The 18,152-nt window shown below is 58.8% G+C and carries 21 protein-coding genes; 17 read left to right on the forward strand and 4 right to left on the reverse strand.

Features of this window, described 5'->3' with window-relative positions; genetic code table 11:
• Position 1 precedes the first annotated feature (1 nt).
• Positions 2 to 2,038 (reverse strand): ATP-binding protein, encoded by a 2,037-nt coding sequence (locus ACM6I6_RS27245; RefSeq protein WP_274074355.1) that lies wholly within the window; start codon positions 2,036 to 2,038, stop codon positions 2 to 4.
• Between the two features lie 45 nt (positions 2,039 to 2,083).
• Positions 2,084 to 3,001, reverse strand: a complete 918-nt coding sequence (locus ACM6I6_RS27250) for a putative 2-dehydropantoate 2-reductase (protein ID WP_414920963.1) — start codon at positions 2,999 to 3,001, stop codon at positions 2,084 to 2,086.
• A gap of 142 nt (positions 3,002 to 3,143) precedes the next feature.
• Here ACM6I6_RS27250 and ACM6I6_RS27255 point away from each other — a divergent pair, with 142 nt between their 5' ends.
• Both ACM6I6_RS27255 and ACM6I6_RS27260 read left to right on the forward strand, forming a co-directional pair.
• The gene (locus ACM6I6_RS27255; RefSeq protein WP_007990750.1) at positions 3,144 to 3,629 is read left to right on the forward strand and encodes a YajQ family cyclic di-GMP-binding protein; all 486 of its coding nucleotides are present in this window, start codon (positions 3,144 to 3,146) and stop codon (positions 3,627 to 3,629) included.
• 136 nt (positions 3,630 to 3,765) lie between these two features.
• Positions 3,766 to 4,608, forward strand: a complete 843-nt coding sequence (locus tag ACM6I6_RS27260; protein WP_274074357.1) for a mechanosensitive ion channel family protein — start codon at positions 3,766 to 3,768, stop codon at positions 4,606 to 4,608.
• Positions 4,609 to 4,811: 203 nt separating this feature from the next.
• Here the strand turns inward: ACM6I6_RS27260 and ACM6I6_RS27265 are convergent, their stop codons facing one another.
• Complete coding sequence (locus tag ACM6I6_RS27265) at positions 4,812 to 6,140, reverse strand: OprD family porin (protein ID WP_323607810.1); 1,329 nt, start codon at positions 6,138 to 6,140, stop codon at positions 4,812 to 4,814.
• Positions 6,141 to 6,592: 452 nt separating this feature from the next.
• Between ACM6I6_RS27265 and ACM6I6_RS27270 the strand changes: the two genes are divergently transcribed.
• The 3 genes from ACM6I6_RS27270 to ACM6I6_RS27280 all read left to right on the forward strand — a co-directional run bounded on the left by ACM6I6_RS27270 (position 6,593) and on the right by ACM6I6_RS27280 (position 7,683).
• Positions 6,593 to 6,907: a hypothetical protein gene (locus ACM6I6_RS27270; RefSeq protein WP_414920964.1), complete on the forward strand. Its 315-nt coding sequence runs from the start codon at positions 6,593 to 6,595 to the stop codon at positions 6,905 to 6,907.
• 140 nt (positions 6,908 to 7,047) lie between these two features.
• Complete coding sequence (locus tag ACM6I6_RS27275) at positions 7,048 to 7,473, forward strand: HIT domain-containing protein (RefSeq protein WP_414920965.1); 426 nt, start codon at positions 7,048 to 7,050, stop codon at positions 7,471 to 7,473.
• Between the two features lie 3 nt (positions 7,474 to 7,476).
• Entirely contained in the window at positions 7,477 to 7,683 is a 207-nt protein-coding gene (locus ACM6I6_RS27280) for a SlyX family protein (protein ID WP_007977339.1), read from the forward strand.
• Positions 7,684 to 7,760: 77 nt separating this feature from the next.
• On the opposite strand, the gene ACM6I6_RS27285 is transcribed toward ACM6I6_RS27280, so the two are convergent.
• Positions 7,761 to 8,363, reverse strand: coding sequence for a cold-shock protein (locus ACM6I6_RS27285; RefSeq protein ID WP_274074361.1), 603 nt, complete (start codon positions 8,361 to 8,363; stop codon positions 7,761 to 7,763).
• 307 nt (positions 8,364 to 8,670) lie between these two features.
• Here ACM6I6_RS27285 and ACM6I6_RS27290 point away from each other — a divergent pair, with 307 nt between their 5' ends.
• The 12 genes from ACM6I6_RS27290 (at position 8,671) to tolA (ending at position 18,149) form a co-directional block, all read left to right on the forward strand.
• Positions 8,671 to 9,141: a Dps family protein gene (locus tag ACM6I6_RS27290; protein WP_180205182.1), complete on the forward strand. Its 471-nt coding sequence runs from the start codon at positions 8,671 to 8,673 to the stop codon at positions 9,139 to 9,141.
• 255 nt (positions 9,142 to 9,396) lie between these two features.
• Positions 9,397 to 9,735, forward strand: coding sequence for a ribbon-helix-helix domain-containing protein (locus tag ACM6I6_RS27295; protein ID WP_274074362.1), 339 nt, complete (start codon positions 9,397 to 9,399; stop codon positions 9,733 to 9,735).
• Between the two features lie 136 nt (positions 9,736 to 9,871).
• Positions 9,872 to 10,093: an FmdB family zinc ribbon protein gene (locus tag ACM6I6_RS27300; RefSeq protein ID WP_007977333.1), complete on the forward strand. Its 222-nt coding sequence runs from the start codon at positions 9,872 to 9,874 to the stop codon at positions 10,091 to 10,093.
• 109 nt (positions 10,094 to 10,202) lie between these two features.
• Entirely contained in the window at positions 10,203 to 11,978 is a 1,776-nt protein-coding gene (gene aspS, locus ACM6I6_RS27305) for an aspartate--tRNA ligase (protein WP_274074363.1), read from the forward strand.
• A gap of 126 nt (positions 11,979 to 12,104) precedes the next feature.
• Positions 12,105 to 12,851, forward strand: a complete 747-nt coding sequence (locus tag ACM6I6_RS27310) for a YebC/PmpR family DNA-binding transcriptional regulator (protein WP_274074364.1) — start codon at positions 12,105 to 12,107, stop codon at positions 12,849 to 12,851.
• Between the two features lie 134 nt (positions 12,852 to 12,985).
• Positions 12,986 to 13,510 (forward strand): crossover junction endodeoxyribonuclease RuvC, encoded by a 525-nt coding sequence (gene ruvC, locus ACM6I6_RS27315; protein WP_008015799.1) that lies wholly within the window; start codon positions 12,986 to 12,988, stop codon positions 13,508 to 13,510.
• Positions 13,511 to 13,624: 114 nt separating this feature from the next.
• The gene (ruvA, locus tag ACM6I6_RS27320; RefSeq protein WP_046818808.1) at positions 13,625 to 14,233 is read left to right on the forward strand and encodes a Holliday junction branch migration protein RuvA; all 609 of its coding nucleotides are present in this window, start codon (positions 13,625 to 13,627) and stop codon (positions 14,231 to 14,233) included.
• Positions 14,234 to 15,295, forward strand: a complete 1,062-nt coding sequence (gene ruvB / locus ACM6I6_RS27325) for a Holliday junction branch migration DNA helicase RuvB (protein ID WP_046818807.1) — start codon at positions 14,234 to 14,236, stop codon at positions 15,293 to 15,295.
• Positions 15,296 to 15,422: 127 nt separating this feature from the next.
• A complete protein-coding gene (gene ybgC / locus ACM6I6_RS27330) occupies positions 15,423 to 15,890 on the forward strand; it encodes a tol-pal system-associated acyl-CoA thioesterase (RefSeq protein WP_274074365.1) in 468 nt (155 codons plus the stop codon).
• On the forward strand, positions 15,880 to 16,575 hold the full coding sequence (tolQ, locus tag ACM6I6_RS27335; RefSeq protein ID WP_007995636.1) for a protein TolQ: 696 nt from the start codon (positions 15,880 to 15,882) through the stop codon (positions 16,573 to 16,575). Before ybgC ends, tolQ begins: the two co-directional genes overlap by 11 nt.
• A 24-nt stretch (positions 16,576 to 16,599) precedes the next feature.
• Entirely contained in the window at positions 16,600 to 17,052 is a 453-nt protein-coding gene (gene tolR / locus ACM6I6_RS27340) for a protein TolR (protein ID WP_162279067.1), read from the forward strand.
• Positions 17,052 to 18,149: a cell envelope integrity protein TolA gene (gene tolA, locus ACM6I6_RS27345; protein ID WP_274074366.1), complete on the forward strand. Its 1,098-nt coding sequence runs from the start codon at positions 17,052 to 17,054 to the stop codon at positions 18,147 to 18,149. Before tolR ends, tolA begins: the two co-directional genes overlap by 1 nt.
• Positions 18,150 to 18,152 lie beyond the last annotated feature (3 nt).

The following is an 18,152-nucleotide window of genomic DNA, read 5'->3' on the forward strand; positions in this document are numbered from 1 at the left end:
GTTACCTCGATAGCTGGTTGAGTTCATGAGAGACGAGCGGGGTGCTCGCCAATGGCAGGCGCAGGGTAAAGCAGGTGCCTTGGCCCAGGGTCGATTGCACTTCCATCTGGCCCTTGTGGTTGTTGGTGATGATGAAGTACGAGACCGACAAGCCAAGGCCGGTGCCCTGGCCGATTTCCTTGGTGGTGAAAAACGGTTCGAAGGTGCGCTTGCGCACGCTTTCGCTCATGCCGATGCCGTTGTCCTCGACCTGGATTTCCGCCCAGGGTGGATTGAGCCGGGTGCGCAGGATGATTCGCCCCGGTTCACGGTCATCTTCACGCAAGTGGATGGCTTGCGCGGCGTTTTTCAGCAGGTTGAGCAGCACCTGTTCCAATTCGTTGGCGGTACCGGGTACAGGCCCCAGCGCCGGGTCGAACTGGCGAATGATCGCCTGGCCCTTGAAGTCGAAACCGATGGCCAGGTCGAAGTCGTTTCCGGCGATTTCCACTGCCTGATCAATCAGCGCCGGCAGATCGCACGGGGCCATTTGTCGGGTGCTGCGGCGACTGAAACTGAGCATGTGCGTGACGATTTTCGCCGCCCGTGCACCGGCCTGCTGGATGCCGTCGAGCAACTGCGGTACTTCCCGCGCTTGCAGGTATTGGTTGACGGTCGACAGCTCGATGCCGACTTGCTCGGCCTGTTCCAGGTTCTTCGGCAGTTCGGGGGACAGGCGGCGACGGATATTCTGTACGTTGTGCAGAATCGCGCCGAGCGGGTTGTTGATTTCGTGAGCCATGCCGGCGGCGAGGCCACCGACGGAAAGCATTTTCTCCGACTGCACCATCATTTCCTCAAGGGACAGGCGCTGGGTGATGTCGTCGATGCGGATCACCACGCCTCGCCCGGCACCCCCCATCAGCGGATAAAAGGTCAGGGCGTAGTGGCGCGGTTCATCGTCCTTGACCCAGGTCACGCGCTCGATCTTGGCCACCGTGTGCTGCTCGACGGTTTGCTTGAGCTGCGGCAGGAAAGGCTTGAGCGGTTCGAAGGCGAGGAAGATAGGCTGGTTCAAGGCTTCGTCCAGTCGCGTGCCGGAAAGGGCGCTGGCTTCCTGGTTCCACTGCGTCACGTAGAGCTGTTCGTCGAGGGCGATCAGCGCCGAAGGCATGGAGTCGATGATGCTGTTGAGGTAATTCTGGAACCCCGTGAGTTTTTTCTCGATCTTGCTGCGTACCTGGACTTCGAGTTCCAGCTTGCGATTGGTGTGACGGGTTTCTTCCGCCAGGCCCTGGGCCTGGTCATAGGCGGCCTGGGAGTCGTCACGGGCGCGCTTGAGTTGCTGCTCCCGGGCCTCGATCCGCGAGAGCATGGTGTTGAACGCTTCGGCCAGGCTGCCGATTTCATCGTGGTTGCCCCGGGAGGCACGCAGGGCGTAGTTCTCTTCCCGGGTCACTTGCCGGGACAGTTCCTCCAGCTGATGAATCGGCTGGGTAATCAGGCGTTTGATCTGCCGCGCGATGATCAGCCACAGCAGCACGCTGAAAATCAGGATGCCCAGGCTGGCGGTCAGGGTGCCGGTATAGAACGCCATGGGCAGTTCGCTGCTGGCCACCAGCAAAAGGTGGCCGGGTGCGCTGCCGGGGCGGGGCAGGGTGATGACCTGGTTGCTGCGAAACTCGGTGACCTGCCAGGATTCGATGTGCCGGTAACGCTTGGGCAGGCTCAGGTGATCGCCGTGTTGCAACTGCGCCAGGCGCTCGCCCTTGCCGTCATACAGGGCCGCGGCCCGCAGCGGTGAATAGCTGTCGAGCTCATCGAGCAGGCGCTGGGCGCTTTCTGGTGACTGCAGCGCTTCGGACACCAGGCTCGGGTTGGAGACCAGCCGGCCGATGGTCTGCAGAGCCTGGGGCGCCATGCTTTCCTGGGAGATGTAGTACGCGGCGCTGATAAAGGTCAGGTTGGCAACCAGCAGGACGGTGGTCAACAGCACCAACAGGGCGGCCAGCAGTTTCTGGCCGACAGGGAGGTTTTCAAGACGCTGGCGCAATGGCATCAGGTTTATCGCTGCAAAGGAACAAGTGGCCAGCGTAGCCGCTGCTCAGTCGCTGGGCAATCCAAGCCTGTGCAGGCGTGCGATCAACCTCGACTCAAGCTGATTGAGGTGCGGCAGGTTCAGTTGATGCCGGGCGGCGACTTTACACGCATGCCCCAGCAGGTAACTGATTTCGGTGCGGCGCCGGTTGCTGACGTCCTGGTACATCGAGGAGTAGTTGGCGGCAGTCGCGTGAATCACCCGTTCAACCTCCTGTTGCAGGTTTTCCGCGGCTGCCGGCTGGCCGCAACGCTCAAGCAACTCGATCAGTTCGCCACACAGGGTGGCGACCTCACAGTGGTGCTCCTGCAACCCGCCATTGCGGCAATCGTGCAGGACCGTCAACGGATTGATCGCGCAGTTGAGGGCCAGTTTGCGCCACAACCGGGTGAGGATTTCGGTGCTCCACTCATGGGGAATGCCCGCGGCGTCGAGGTCGTCCAGCCAGATCGGTGCGACGGGATGCCCGGCATCGCCCAGCCAGGTGAACCCGTGCCCGGCGAAGACCACGCGCCAGTCACCGTCGCGAAAGGCGCCTTCCGTGCTTGAGGCGTAAATGCAGCGCGCCTGCGGCACTTGCGCCGCCACGGCGTCCTGGCTGCCGAGGCCGTTCTGCAACAGGATCAGCTCGGCGCCGGGCGCCAGGCGGGGCGCCAGTTGTGCCACGGCCTGGTCCGCGTCATAGGCCTTGCAGGCGACCAGCAGGCGATGGATCGGGGTGGTACTGTCCGCCGTTTCGGCGCTCACCGGGTAGAGCTGTGCCTGGCCCTGTTCGACCAGGGTCAAGCCGCCTGCCGCCTCGTACGCCTGCAACCGCGCCGCGTCACGCAGGATCAGTCGCACCGGTACTGCGGCCCGCGCCAGACGGGTGGCCCACAACGTACCGAGGCTACCGGCGCCTAGAACATGCCAGGTGGTGGACATCAGCTTTTTGCTCTGTTTGAGGCGCGCATGGGAGGCTCGCAGTGAATGATGGGAAAGACCCGTTATAATCAGCGCGGATTTTAACCGCAAGCCAGGCGTGCTCCCTCTTGATTGAGCGTGCCCTATTTATTGGAGAGATTACATGCCGTCGTTCGACGTGGTATCCGAACTGGACAAACACGAAGTCACCAACGCGGTCGAGAACGCCGTCAAGGAACTCGATCGTCGTTATGACCTGAAAGGCAAAGGCAGCTTCGAGTTCAAGGAAAAGGACCTGACCGTCAACCTGACCGCCGAAGCGGATTTCCAGCTCGAAGCGATGATTGAGATCCTCAAGCTGGCCCTGGTCAAGCGCAAGATCGATGTGCAGTGCCTTGAGGTCAAGGATGCGTTCGCATCGGGCAAGCTGATGAAGCAGGACGCTGTGCTCAAGGAAGGCATCGACAAGGAGCTGGCGAAGAAAATCGTCGCTCACGTCAAGGACGCCAAGCTCAAGGTCCAGGCGGCCATCCAGGGCGAGCAAGTGCGCATCACCGGCAAGAAGCGTGACGACCTGCAGGAAGCCATCGCTGTGTTGCGCGCCAAGGAATTCGGCATGCCGCTGCAGTTCAACAACTTCCGCGACTGACTTTGGGCGGGAACCTCTTGGCGTTTTCGGCGTCCGAGGCCCAAGCAACGGCAGAAACGATTGATCCGGATAGGGTTCGGTCTTTCTGCCGCTTTATTTTTCGTGTGCCGCGTAGCCGCACATCAGGAGAACCAAGATGGATTTGAATGCTGAAGTAGACAACCTGGTCAGGGTGTCGCAGTCCTGGATCCCGATGATCATGGAATACGGCAGCCGTGTGCTCTTGGCGGTGATCACCCTGGCTATCGGCTGGTGGCTGATCAACAAGGTCACGCAAAAGCTCGGCGGCCTGATCGCCCTGCGTAATGCTGACCTTGCCCTGCAAGGGTTTATCAGCAGCCTGGCGAACATCATTCTCAAGATCCTGCTGGTTGTCAGCGTGGCGTCGATGATCGGTGTGGAAACCACCTCGTTCGTGGCGGCGATCGGTGCGGCGGGCCTGGCCATCGGCCTGGCGTTGCAGGGTAGCCTGGCGAACTTCGCCGGCGGTGTGCTGATCTTGCTGTTCCGTCCGTTCCGTATCGGTGACTGGATCGAAGCCCAGGGGGTTGCCGGCACCGTCGACAGCATCCAGATCTTCCATACCGTGCTGCGCACCGGCGACAACAAGACCATCATCGTGCCTAACGGCAACCTGTCTAACGGCATCATCACCAACACCAACCGTCAACCGACCCGCAAGGTGGTGTTTGATGTGGGTGTCGATTACGAAGCGGATTTGCAAAAGGCCCGTGAAGTCTTGCTCGAGCTGGCCAAGGATCCGCGGGTGTTGGCCGATCCGGAGCCTCAGGCAGTGATTTCGACCTTGGGTGACAGTTCGATCACTGTTTCCCTGCGGGTCTGGGTGAAAACTGCGGATTACTGGGACGTGATGTTCATGTTTAACGAACAGTCCCGTGACCGATTGAAAACGGCGGGTATTGACATTCCATTTCCCCAGCGTGTAGTTCGCGTGGTTCAGGAAGCGTCGGTACAGTAAGTCTATTTGTTACTGCGTAAACCCAAGAGGCTTATAGTCTCTTGGGTTTTTTTGTGACTATTGATCGGTTCATTGAAAAAAGTATTAACGTTATGCGCGCAAGTTGCTTGCTGCAGTGTTTGTTATGTGGCAGGCATAAAAAAACCGCCCACCGGAAGAGGTGAGCGGTTTTTGATCTACAGAGTTCCGGTGTTACACCCTGATTACAGGATGCTCAGCGGGTACTCGATGATCAGACGGGTGTCGTAGACGTCAGACGAGTAGCCACTGTACGCACCGTTCGAACGGTAGTTGGCGAAACGCGCACGGAACGACAGGTCTTTTGCTGGACCTTCCTGTACGACGTACTTGGACTCCAGGTTCCACTCGTTTTCCTTACCTTCACCCAGACCGTTGGTCTTGATGTTGTCACCCATTACGTAACGGGTCATGAAGCTCAGGCCAGGAACGCCGTAGGTCGCCATGTTCAGGTCGTAGCGAGCTTGGTAGGATTTCTCCTCGCGGCCCACGAAGTCGGAGATCTGAATGGAGTTGGATACGAAGATGGTGCTGTTGCCGTCAACGCCGTAGTAGTAAGCGTTGTCGCCGCTGGACTGCTGGTAGGCCAGGGTGAACTTGTGAGCGCCCAGGCTGTAGGCAGCTGCCAGGGACCACAGGTTGTTGTCCACGCCCAGGGTGCCGTCGCCAATGGCGTCAACCAGGTCGCCGCGCTTGTCGCCCTTGGTTTTGTAACCGTTGAGGTCGAAGTTCAGCGACTGGTCGTCGTTGATCGGCACGGTCAGGTTCATGTTGACGTAGTACTTCTTGAAGTACTCTTCAGCATCCGACGCAGCCACCGCAGCGGTGAAGTTGTCGGTGAAGGCGTAGCTGGCACCGAAGATGTTGATGCCGTCGCTCAGGCCTTTGGAGTGGAAACCGTCTTCATCTGGCAGGCCGCCGATGCTGTCACGGGCCATACCGGTTTGCTTGCTCAGCGCGGTGAAGCGACCAGCGCTCACTTCCAGGCCTTTGATTTCCTTGGAAGTCAACAGGGTACCGGTAGCGACTTCTGGCAGCAGACGGCTGTCGTCGGTAGCGAATACAGGGCTTGCAACGAATTGCTGGCCATATTTCAGGGTGGTGTCGGACAGACGCAGTTTCACTGCACCGCCTACCTTGCCCTGGGATTTTTCCGGGTTGCCTTCGCTGTCGTTGGCGAACAGGCCGTTACCGCGCTTGCCCGAGCCGCCGTCCGTTTTGACCGAACCCATGGCCATGGCGTCGAGGCCGAAACCAACAATACCTTGAGTGAAGCCCGATTCGTAGGTGAGCAATTGGCTCAGACCGGAATCCTGACGGTAGCCGGCAGTACCGGAACTAGGGTTGCTTGCACCATTCTTGTAGTCGCGGTTCATGTACTCAAAACGGGTTTTGAGTTTCAGGCTCGAATCTTCCAGGAAACCCTTGGATTCGTCCTGGGAGGACGCCATTGCGAACTGCGAGGTGCCTGCTGCAACAGCCAGTGCGATCATGCTCCACTTCATCACGCGCATCGTGATTTGCTCCTTTGGTTTTTAGAAGAGTACTGCCGCTCCACCTGTTTTATTATCTGGGCGGCTCTTTCTTTTTGTGTCGGCGCAAACTTATATCACGCCGACAATGTTGGCGATACTTGCGCATCTAACCTTTCAGCTTCTTTACGACCCTGTCGTAAACGGCTAGCTAGATGTCGCAAATTTACAGCCCCGATGCAACCGGACTGACAACTTTTAATGCTGTTTTTCTGGGCTGGCGCATCGATAAAAAGAGTCCCTGGTGAAACGTTTGAATCTCCATCGGGCTACCCTGCCACTGTTTTTTTGGTCTTGAGGCTGCCCGCTTCCCGCGGTGCCTTATAGACGATGTGGGTAACAATGCAACAAGCGTGCACAAATCAGAACTCCACCGATGTTTTTTTCTGACAGGCTGCCTGATGCGGTAAAAACCTCATGAAACCGGGGGGTTCATGCTTCTTTTCTTCGGGCTTGACGCCATGGTTGGCATCGTGTTTCAGCCTCCTGTTGAGTCGCCTGACATGCAAAAGCGTTACCGGTTCACCCCGCCAGTGAGTAATTGGCGGATATGCGAAGCACTCAGCGTAGACGCGCTGTGCGGTTTTGGTGCAAAAAATTTTTATGACTGTGCTGAATTCACACAGTCGGGCATCTTGCGTGGCGTGAACAAGCCTTGGTTTTCTGGTCATTTCGGCGTTTTTTATCAGCTGCCTGGTTCGGTATTGGTGCGTTTTCGCAGAAAATGTCTCATCTCGGGGCGGGCTTGAGCCCTTTGTAGGTCCTCGAGTGGTCCAGGCAGTGGTTCGCCTTGAAGCCGGCAGGGTATGCTGCCGTCCGGTGGCCTGGCGTACGATCTCTCTGGATGGGCGCTAAGCTGAAAAATGATGACCTGGCGGGAGTACGCGCAGTGTTCGCTTTAGATCCACGACTTCAACAAGACACACTACCGATCGGTGATTTCCCGCTTTGTCGGTTGCTGTTGTCCAATGACTCGAACTACCCCTGGTTCATCCTGGTGCCACGCAGGGACGATATCAGTGAGATATTTCAGTTGAGTGTCGCCGATCAGCAGCAGCTGTGGCAGGAAACGACCGCGTTGTCAGAGTTGCTCAAGGACTCGTTCGATGCGGACAAGCTGAACGTCGCTGCCCTGGGCAACGTGGTCAGCCAGTTGCACATGCATGTGATCGTGCGCAGGCGTGAAGACGCGGCCTGGCCGGCGCCGGTCTGGGGCAAGCATCCGGCCAGGCCCTACAGTGCAGAGCAGGTCGCGGCGATTCGCGAACGGCTGCGCCTGGTGTTGACCGATGATTTCAAGTTTTCGGAGGGTTGAGCCATGAGCCTCGAAGAGCGCGTAACCGACCTTGAAAGCCGACTGGCGTTTCAGGATGACACCATCCAGGCATTGAATGATGTCCTGGTGGCGCAGCAGCGGGTGGTCGAACGCCTGCAGCTGCAGATGGCCGCGCTGCTCAAGCGGCAAGAGGAAATGGTCGGCCAGTTCGAGTCTTTTGAAGAAGAAGCGCCGCCACCGCATTATTGAGCGCCGCAGCCCTTTAACTGAAAGTGCAGGCAATAAAAAACCGCGAACATGTTCGCGGTTTTTTTATTGCCTTTCTATCAGCGACGCGGCAGGGCGGCGATGACGTCTTCGGCTTGCAGGCCTTTGTCACGATTCATGACGGAGAACTCGACGCGCTGACCTTCGACCAGAACGCGATGGCCTTCACCGCGAATGGCCCGGAAGTGCACGAAAATATCATCGCCGGAGTCGCGGGAAATAAAGCCGAAGCCTTTGGAGGTGTTGAACCACTTGACGGTCCCGGTATCGCGGTTGCTCATGTCATAGCTTGGCGAAGCGGCGGCCGGTGACGATTTGTAGAAGCTGATGGCCAGGTGCAGGGCAACAGCGATAAAGGCTGCGACCAGGCTGAACAGCACGGCAGGCTGACCGGCAATGACCGGCATCTCCGCGATCAGTGTCACGGTTTGCAGTGCGACAGCCAGCACTAGCAGGGCGCTGACCAGGTTTTGCAGTTGATGGCGCGGGCCTTTGTTCCAGTAAGGGATAACCGGGGCAAGCGTCAGGTTGAGCAGGCCGAAAAAGGCCAGGTAAAGCGCTTCGGGTTGTTGCAGGTACGGTAAGGCTTCGGATCGCAGGCTAGGGATGAAGGACAGCAGCAAAGCCGCTGCGCCTATCAGCAGGTGGACGATTTTCAACATTTTGATTAACTCACGTTAAGACAGCTCACAAGGAAGAGCTGATGGCGCACGGTTCGCTTCGGAATAAATAAGAGGCGGTGGACACGTACCCGGTATCAGCCTATGCGCCGCGCCCGAAAAAATAGGCACTGACGACACGCTGCCTATTTAACAGCAAAGCTGCAGCCTACTCAAATCAAGGAGTCCAGCGGTGCATCGGGGCCTCTTGCCGGCGTATGGCAGGACCTCCGGGCTGCAGCCTGGCGACAGGCTTGCTAGAGTGGTCCTGCACCTGTTGGATGAACTTCATCACCTTTAGGGGAAAAACATGGCAATCGATATCGGTATCAGTGAAGAGGACCGCAAGTCCATCGTCGACGGACTTTCGCGGCTGCTGTCGGACACCTATGTGCTTTACCTGAAGACCCATAACTTCCATTGGAACGTGACGGGTCCCATGTTCCGCACCCTGCATTTGATGTTCGAGGAGCAATATAACGAGTTGGCTTTGGCGGTCGACTCGATTGCCGAGCGCATTCGCGCGCTCGGATTTCCGGCGCCGGGTGCCTATTCCGTTTATGCGCGCCTGTCCTCAATCAAGGAAGAAGAGGGTGTGCCTGCTGCCGAAGACATGATCAGGCAACTGGTGGCGGGCCAGGAGGCTGTCACGCGTACCGCCCGGGGGATCTTCCCGCTGCTGGATAAGGTCAGCGACGAACCTACGGCTGACCTGCTGACCCAGCGCATGCAGGTCCACGAGAAAACCGCGTGGATGCTCCGCGCACTGCTGGATCAGTGATACGCCAGCGCGTGGATGGCACTGTTGTTCGCGCGCTGCCTTTCTTCGGATAGACGCCCTGTCGATTGAGCGATTTTTCGCTTGTAGCTGTGGGAAAAGCGCTCGACTAGGACCCTCTCCCTTATCCGCCTTCAGTTGTTGGCTTATCCTACGCGGACGGTCCTAAAGTCATCTGGCTATAACTTTGCCCTCACGTTTTTATAGGCATGCAATTGCTTTTATGGAAACCGCACATGGCAAAGGAGTGTCAGCGATATGCAATATGAAGGCGCAAGAGACGAGGGGCGGATCGGTTCGGCCAGGGATATAAGAATCGACCCATTTGTCAGTGAGTTCGATATGGGACTGGCCCGGCCGCAATCGCGATCGGTGCGATTGAATGGCTTTGCCACCTGTTTGCGGCTTGAACAGGTGTATTGGGATATCTTGGGCGACATGGCCAGGGTCAATTGCTGTTCGGTCAGCGCGCTGCTGTCCCATGTCGATCGCGAAGTGCATTTGCGTCATGGTGGGGTGAGAAATTTCAGCGGGCTGGTGCGGGTGGTCTGTGTTGTCCACAGCCGCAAGGAAGGGCGTTACCCGGTCATGGCTTGAACCGGATGAATGAAGGAGCAACGTGTCGATCTGTGCAGTCTTACGGCTGCACAGGCTGCATTTAATGGATATAATCCCGCTCTTTGCCGCAAAACCCAGCGTGCGCGGTAGCAATCTGATCGCCGAGACAACCCCCATGCCGATGTACGATTACCAATGTGCTTCCTGTGGTCATCAGTTGGAAGCCATTCAAAAGATCAGCGATGCACCGTTGGTCGACTGCCCTGCGTGCCAGGCGCCAGAGCTTAAGAAGATGCTGTCCATGCCAGGTTTCCGCCTCAGCGGCACCGGCTGGTACGAGACCGATTTCAAGACCGGTTCCAAGAAGAACCTGGCCGGCGGCGACAAAGCTGACTAGGGTTGCGGACCTGAGTTGAACCACACGCGCGAGTTCTTGCGTCATCCGTCAGCGGATCGACGCGAGCTCTCCAACCGAATGTCGAATTACGAGAAGTGAAACCACTACCATGATGCGCAGCCATTATTGCGGCCAACTGAACGAAAGCCTGGAAGGCCAGGAAATTACCCTTTGCGGATGGGTCCACCGTCGTCGTGACCACGGTGGGGTGATTTTCCTCGATATCCGTGATCGTGACGGTCTGGCCCAAGTGGTGTTCGATCCGGACCGCGCTGAATCCTTTGCCGCCGCCGATCGCGTGCGCAGCGAGTACGTCGTGAAGATCACCGGCAAGGTTCGCCTGCGTCCGGCCGGTGCCACCAACGCCAACATGGCGTCTGGCATGATCGAAGTCCTGGGCTATGAACTGGAAGTGCTGAACGAGTCGGAAACCCCGCCGTTCCCGCTGAACGAGTTCTCCGACGTCGGCGAAGAAACCCGCCTGCGCTATCGCTTCCTCGACCTGCGTCGTCCGGAAATGGCCGAAAAGCTGCGCCTGCGTTCGCGCATGACCACCAGCATCCGTCGCTTCCTCGACGAGAACGGCTTCCTCGACGTCGAAACGCCGATCCTGACCCGTGCCACCCCTGAAGGTGCTCGCGACTACCTGGTCCCTAGCCGTACCCACGCCGGCTCGTTCTTCGCCTTGCCGCAATCGCCGCAGCTGTTCAAGCAACTGCTGATGGTCGCCGGTTTCGACCGTTACTACCAGATCGCCAAGTGCTTCCGCGACGAAGACCTGCGTGCCGATCGCCAGCCGGAATTCACCCAGATCGACATCGAGACCAGCTTCCTCGATGAAAAAGAGATCATGGGCCTGACCGAGCAAATGATCCGCAACCTGTTCAAGGAAGTGCTGGGCCTGGAATTCGGCGAGTTCCCGCACATGACCTTCGAAGAGGCCATGCGCCGCTACGGTTCCGACAAGCCGGACCTGCGTAACCCGCTGGAACTGGTCGACGTTGCCGACCAGCTCAAGGAAGTCGACTTCAAGGTGTTCAGCGGCCCGGCCAACGACCCTAAATGCCGCATTGCCGCCCTGCGCGTTCCAGGCGGGGCGAGCATGCCGCGCAAGCAGATCGACGATTACACCAAGTTCGTCGGCATCTACGGTGCCAAGGGCCTGGCGTACATCAAGGTCAACGAGCGCGCCAAAGGCGTCGAGGGCCTGCAGTCGCCAATCGTGAAGAACATTCCTGAAGCCAACCTCAACGTGATCCTCGATCGCGTCGGTGCGGTCGACGGCGATATCGTGTTCTTCGGTGCCGACAAAGCCAAGATCGTCAGCGAAGCCCTGGGCGCGCTGCGGATCAAGCTGGGCCACGACCTGGAGCTGCTGACCTGCAAGTGGGCGCCAATGTGGGTCGTCGACTTCCCGATGTTCGAAGAAAACGACGACGGCAGCTTCACCGCCTTGCACCACCCGTTCACCGCGCCGAAGTGCACCCCGGCAGAGCTGGAAGCCAACCCGGCTGGCGCTCTGTCCCGCGCCTACGACATGGTCTTGAACGGTACCGAGCTGGGTGGCGGTTCGATCCGTATCCACCGTAAAGAGATGCAGCAGTCGGTGTTCCGTCTGTTGGGTATCAACGAAGCGGAACAGGAAGAGAAATTCGGCTTCCTGCTCGACGCCCTGAAATACGGTGCGCCGCCGCACGGTGGCCTGGCCTTCGGCCTGGACCGTCTGGTGATGCTGATGACCGGCGCCCAGTCGATCCGTGAAGTGATCGCCTTCCCGAAAACCCAGAGCGCGGCGGACGTCATGACTCAGGCGCCGGGCCAGGTCGATGCCAAGGCACTGCGCGAGCTGCACATTCGTCTGCGCGAAACGCCCAAGGCTGAGTAAGGCTCAGGAGGGCGCATCTGCGGATGCGCCCTTTCTTTATACCTACAGCAGTTCAAGATTTTTTGTTTGCCGGCCGGCGCGATGCAGCGTGGCGGGCAATGTTTCAAAGAGAATTCGGAGCGAGTTATGGCAGGTCATTCCAAGTGGGCGAACATCAAGCACCGCAAAGAACGTCAGGATGCCAAGAGAGGCAAGATCTTCACCAAGTGGATTCGTGAGCTGACCGTCGCGGCCCGTCAGGGTGGTGGCGAGCCGGGCTCGAATCCGCGTCTGCGCCTGGCGCTGGACAAGGCCCTTGGGGCGAACATGAGCCGCGACATCATCGATCGCGCCATTGCCCGTGGTGCCGGTGCGACCGAGGCCGACAACGTCGAAGAGCTGACCTACGAAGGTTACGGCCCCGGCGGCGTGGCGGTGATGGTCGAGTGCATGACCGACAACCGCAACCGTACCGCGGCGGCAGTTCGCCATGCGTTCAGCAAGTGCGGCGGCAACCTCGGCACCGACGGTTCGGTGGCCTATCTTTTCGAACGCAAGGGGCAAATCAGCTTTGCGCCAGGCGTCGATGAAGATGCCTTGACCGAAGCGGCCCTGGAAGCCGACGCCGATGACGTGGTCGCCAACGAAGACGGCTCTATCGACGTGTTCACCTCGTTCACCGGATTCTACGCGGTGCGCAACGCGCTGGAAGCGGCTGGGTTCAAGGGCGATGACGCGGAAATCGTCATGCTGCCGACCACCAGCGCCGAGCTGGACCTGGAAGGCGCCGAGAAAGTTCTCAAGCTGATCGACATGCTCGAAGACCTGGATGATGTGCAGAACGTCTACTCCAATGCGGACATTCCAGAGTCGGTCGCCGCACAACTAAGCTGAATGCTACGCCCTCATTGTAGGAGCTGGCTTGCCAGCGAAGAGGCCCTTGAACTTTTGCAAGTCTTGAGGCCGCCTTCGCTGGCAAGCCAGCTCCTACAATTTCCTCGGATACTCGCATCAGCGTTATAGGCGTTATGACTTTAATTCTTGGTATCGACCCCGGTTCGCGCATTACCGGTTATGGCGTGGTACGCGATACCGGACGTGGCTGCGAGTACGTGGCCTCCGGCTGCATCCGTACCGGTGCCGGCGAGCTGCATGAGCGCCTGCAGATTGTCTACCGCGGCGTGCGTGAGATCATTCAGACCTACCATCCTGTCACCATGGGCATCGAGAAGGTGTTCATGGCGCGCAATGCCGACTCCGCCCTGAAGCTGGGGCAGGCCCGTGGCGCGGCCATCGTGGCTGGCGCGGAAGAAAGCCTGGAGATCGCCGAATACACGGCCACCCAGGTCAAGCAGGCGGTCGTCGGCACCGGCGCGGCCAACAAAGAGCAGGTACAAATGATGGTCATGCACATGCTCAAGCTGACCAGCAAACCGCAAATCGATGCCTCCGACGCCCTGGCCATTGCCATTTGCCATGCGCACACCCGCTCCAGCCTGTTGCCCCATGGCCTGGGCGCCGCACGCAGTCGTGGCGGGCGCCTGCGTCTCTGATAGCATCAGCAATCATTTTTCTGGAATGAGGGTGATGCGCCTGGGTTGTCGGCGCAAAACCCTTGTTCTCTCAGTCGCTGGCCCAGGGCTGGCCAACGCTCAAGGATCTGTAACGTGATTGGACGCTTACGCGGCACACTGGCTGAGAAACAGCCGCCGCACCTGATTCTGGATGTAAATGGCCTGGGGTATGAGCTTGAAGTGCCCATGACCACGCTTTATCGCCTGCCGTCGGTCGGTGAACCACTGACGCTGCACACCCATCTGGTCGTACGCGAAGACGCGCAGTTACTCTATGGCTTCGTCGGCAAGCGCGAGCGAGACTTTTTTCGCGAACTGATCCGTCTCAATGGTGTAGGGCCGAAACTGGCCCTGGCCCTGATGTCGAGCCTGGAAGTCGACGAGCTGGTGCGTTGCGTGCAGTCCCAGGATACCTCGGCGCTGACCAAGGTGCCGGGCGTGGGCAAGAAAACCGCTGAGCGCCTGCTGGTTGAGCTCAAGGATCGCTTCAAGGCCTGGGAAACCGTGCCGGCCATGTTTGCCCTGGTGCCGAACCAGCCGGACGGGCCAGCGCCGGTCAACAGCGCCGAAAACGACGCGGTCAGCGCGCTGATCTCCCTGGGCTACAAGCCACAGGAAGCCAGCAAGGCGATTTCCGCGATCAAGGAGAAAGGCTTGAGCAGCGAAGACCTGATTCGTCGTGCCCTGAAGGGAATGATCTAAGTGATTGAAGCTGACCGTCTGATCGCCGCCACGGGTGCCCCCCGTGATCGCGAGGAAGTCCAGGACCGGGCGATACGCCCCGTCAGCCTGGCCGAGTACATTGGCCAGCCGACCGTTCGCGAGCAAATGGAGTTGTTCATCCAGGCTGCCCGCGGGCGTAACGAGTCCCTGGACCACACGTTGATCTTCGGCCCGCCGGGCCTGGGCAAGACCACCCTGGCCAATATCATCGCCCAGGAAATGGGCGTGTCGATCAAGAGCACCTCAGGCCCGGTCCTCGAGCGTCCAGGTGACCTGGCGGCGCTGCTGACCAATCTTGAGCCCCACGACGTGCTGTTCATCGATGAAATCCATCGCCTGTCGCCGATTGTCGAGGAAGTGCTGTACCCGGCCATGGAGGATTTCCAACTCGACATCATGATCGGCGAAGGGCCGGCCGCGCGGTCGATCAAGCTCGATCTGCCACCGTTCACCCTGGTCGGTGCGACCACCCGGGCGGGCATGTTGACCAACCCGTTGCGTGACCGTTTCGGCATCGTCCAGCGCCTGGAGTTCTACAGCACCGCCGACCTGTCGACGATTGTCAGTCGTTCGGCGAACATCCTCGGCCTGCCGCTGGACCCGGAGGGCGCCTTTGAAATCGCTCGCCGTGCCCGTGGCACGCCGCGGATTGCCAACCGTTTGTTGCGTCGGGTGCGGGATTTCGCCGAAGTACGCGCCAAAGGCCACATCACCAAGCCGATTGCCGACCTGGCCCTGAACCTGCTGGATGTCGACGAGCGTGGTTTCGATCACCAGGACCGGCGTCTGCTGCTGACCATGATCGAGAAGTTCGATGGTGGGCCGGTGGGGGTGGATAGTCTGGCCGCGGCGATCAGCGAAGAACGTCACACCATTGAAGACGTGCTGGAGCCGTACCTGATCCAGCAGGGCTACATCATGCGCACGCCGCGGGGGCGGGTAGTGACCCGGCATGCGTACCTGCATTTCGGATTAAACATTCCGTCACGATTGGGCGAAATGCCCGTGGTAGACGAGTTCCTTGATGCCGTGGACGATTAATTAACTTTGCGGGCTGATTTTTTCGGGCAATGTGTGGTCCCAGGACCGTACTTTTGCGCGAAAGCCGCAGAACATTGAAAAACAGTTGCCTGGCCGGATTGGCAACCCGAGGAGTAAGCACTAGAGTATGCGCGCGCAAAACGGGCTTGAGCCTTTCGCACATCGTTGTCGCGTTTATTACGAGGACACCGATGCGGGCGGCATCGTGTATTACGTCAATTACCTCAAGTTTATGGAACGGGCTCGAACCGAGCGGCTACGAGAGCTGGGCTTTGCCCAATCCAAGCTTGCCGGTGAGGACCTGTTGTTCGTCGTGCATTCCAGCGAAGCGCGCTACCACGCGCCGGCGCGACTGGACGACGAGCTGCTGGTAAGCGCTGAAGTAATCGAATTGAACCGTGCCAGCCTGCGCTTCAAGCAGCAGGTCAGGCGGGCCACGGATGATGCACTGCTCTGCGAAGGGCAGTTTCTGGTGGCCTGTGTGCGCACTGAAAGTTTGAAACCCCGGGCCATTCCCGAAGCTCTACGAGCGGCCTTTGCCGCCGTGAGCGGCGCGGGTACACACTCAAAGCAGGAGATAAAGCGTGGAAGCTAACGTCGTCGACCATTCCTCCATGTGGAGCCTGGTCAGCAATGCCAGTATCGTGGTGCAACTGGTAATGCTGACCCTGGTAGCCGCATCGGTGACCTCATGGATCATGATCTTTCAGCGCAGCAATCTGCTGCGCGCCGGTCGACGCGCCCTGGAGAGCTTCGAAGAGCGCTTCTGGTCGGGTATCGACCTGTCCAAACTCTACCGTCAGGCGGGTAGCAACCCGGACCCGGATTCCGGTGTCGAGCAGATCTTCCGCGCCGGCTTCAAGGAATTCTCCCGTCTGCGCCAGCAGCCTGGGGTCGATCCCGAGGCGGTCATGGAAGGCGTGGCCCGTGCCATGCGCGTGGCCATTTCCCGTGAAGAAGAAAAGCTCGAGCAGAGCCTGCCGTTCCTCGCCACTGTCGGTTCCGTGAGCCCGTATATCGGTCTGTTCGGTACGGTCTGGGGCATCATGAACTCCTTCCGTGGCCTGGCGACTGCCCAGCAAGCGACCCTGGCCACCGTTGCCCCGGGTATCGCCGAAGCCCTGATCGCCACCGCGATCGGCCTGTTCGCGGCCATTCCAGCCGTTATCGCTTACAACCGTTTTGCTGCTCGCAGTGAAACCTTGCTGGGCCGTTACTACACCTTCGCCGATGAATTCCAGGCGATCCTGCACCGCAAAGTGCACACCAGCGAAGAATAAGCAGGTAATTTCCAGATGGCTTTAATCGCTCGAGCTCGCAAAAAGCGCAAGCCGGTTGCCGAGATGAACGTAGTGCCTTACATCGACGTGATGCTGGTACTGCTGGTCATCTTCATGGTGACCGCGCCGATGCTCAATCAGGGCGTGAAAGTTGATCTGCCCAAGGTTTCCAGCGAAGCCTTGCCGCAGGACAACAACACCCAGGTCCTGACCATTTCGATCAAGGCTGACAAGACCTATTACTGGAACCTTGGCAGCGAAGTCGACACCGAGAAGCAACAGGACAGGGCCATGACCCTGCCGCAAATGACCAGTGCAGTAACCAAGATCATTGCCGCCGGTAACGATAACGGCAAGCGCACCCAGGTCTTCATTCGCGGCGACAAGACTGTCGACTACGGCTCCGTCATGGGCGCCATGGGCGGGTTGCAGAAAGCCGGCGTCGGTAATGTTGGCTTGATTACCGAGGCGCCCTGATGCAGCAACAGCGAGAGCCGTCCGCCTCGGAAAGCTACTTCTGGCCTAGTGTCTGGGCGATTGGCTTGCACGTGCTGGTGTTCGGCATGCTGTTTGTCAGTTTTGCCTTTACTCCGGAGTTGCCGCCGGCCAAGCCGATTGTCCAGGCGACCCTGTACCAGCTGAAATCGAAAAGTCAGGCAACCACCCAGACCAATCAGAAGATTGCGGGTGAGGCGAAGAAATCCGCCGCACGCCAGACCGAAGTCGAGCAGTTGGAACAGAAGAAGGTCGAGCAGGAAGCGATAAAGGCTGCGGAACAAAAGAAAGAAGACGCGGCTCAAAAGGCCGAGGAAGCCAAGAAGGCCGACGAGTCGAAGAAAGCGGAAGAGGCGAAAAAGGCTGATGAGGCCAAGAAGGCCGATGAAGCCAAGAAAGCCGACGAAGCGAAGAAGACCGCCGAAGCCAAGAAGGCAGAAGAGAAACAATTGGCTGATATAGCCAAGAAGAAAGCGGAAGAAGAAGCCAAGAAGGCTGCTGAAGAAGAGGCCAAGAAAGCGGCTGCTGAAGAAGCGAAGAAAAAGATCGTCGAAGACGCGAAGAAGAAAGCCGCCGAAGACGCCAAGAAGAAAGCTGAAGCTGAAGAGGCGAAGAAGAAAGTCGCCGAGGAAGCGAAGAAGAAAGCTGCTGCCGATGCTGCGAAGAAAAAATCGCAGGACGCGGCGCGTAAATCCGCCGAAGACAAAAAGGCCCAGGCCCTGGCAGATTTGCTTTCCGATACGCCGCAGCGTCAGCAGGCCTTGGCCGATGAGCGCGGTGACGAAGTCGCCGGCAGTTTTGATGATTTGATTCGTCTTCGTGCAGCGGAAGGCTGGGCTCGTCCACCTTCGGCCCGCAAAGGCATGACGGTCGTGCTGCAAATCGGCATGTTGCCGGACGGTACGGTGACTTCGGCCAGCGTGGCCAAGTCCAGTGGTGACGGTCCGTTTGATGCGTCTGCTGTAGCGGCGGTCAAGAATATTGGACGTTTGACAGAAATGCAGGGAATGAAGCCGAGCGATTTTGCTCCGTATCGTTCATTCAAGATGACATTCACGCCTGAGGATTTAGCCCCGTGAGAA

The organism is Pseudomonas sp. IT-P218, from assembly GCF_949767605.1.
Classification (GTDB): Bacteria; Pseudomonadota; Gammaproteobacteria; order Pseudomonadales; family Pseudomonadaceae; genus Aquipseudomonas; species Aquipseudomonas putida_AE.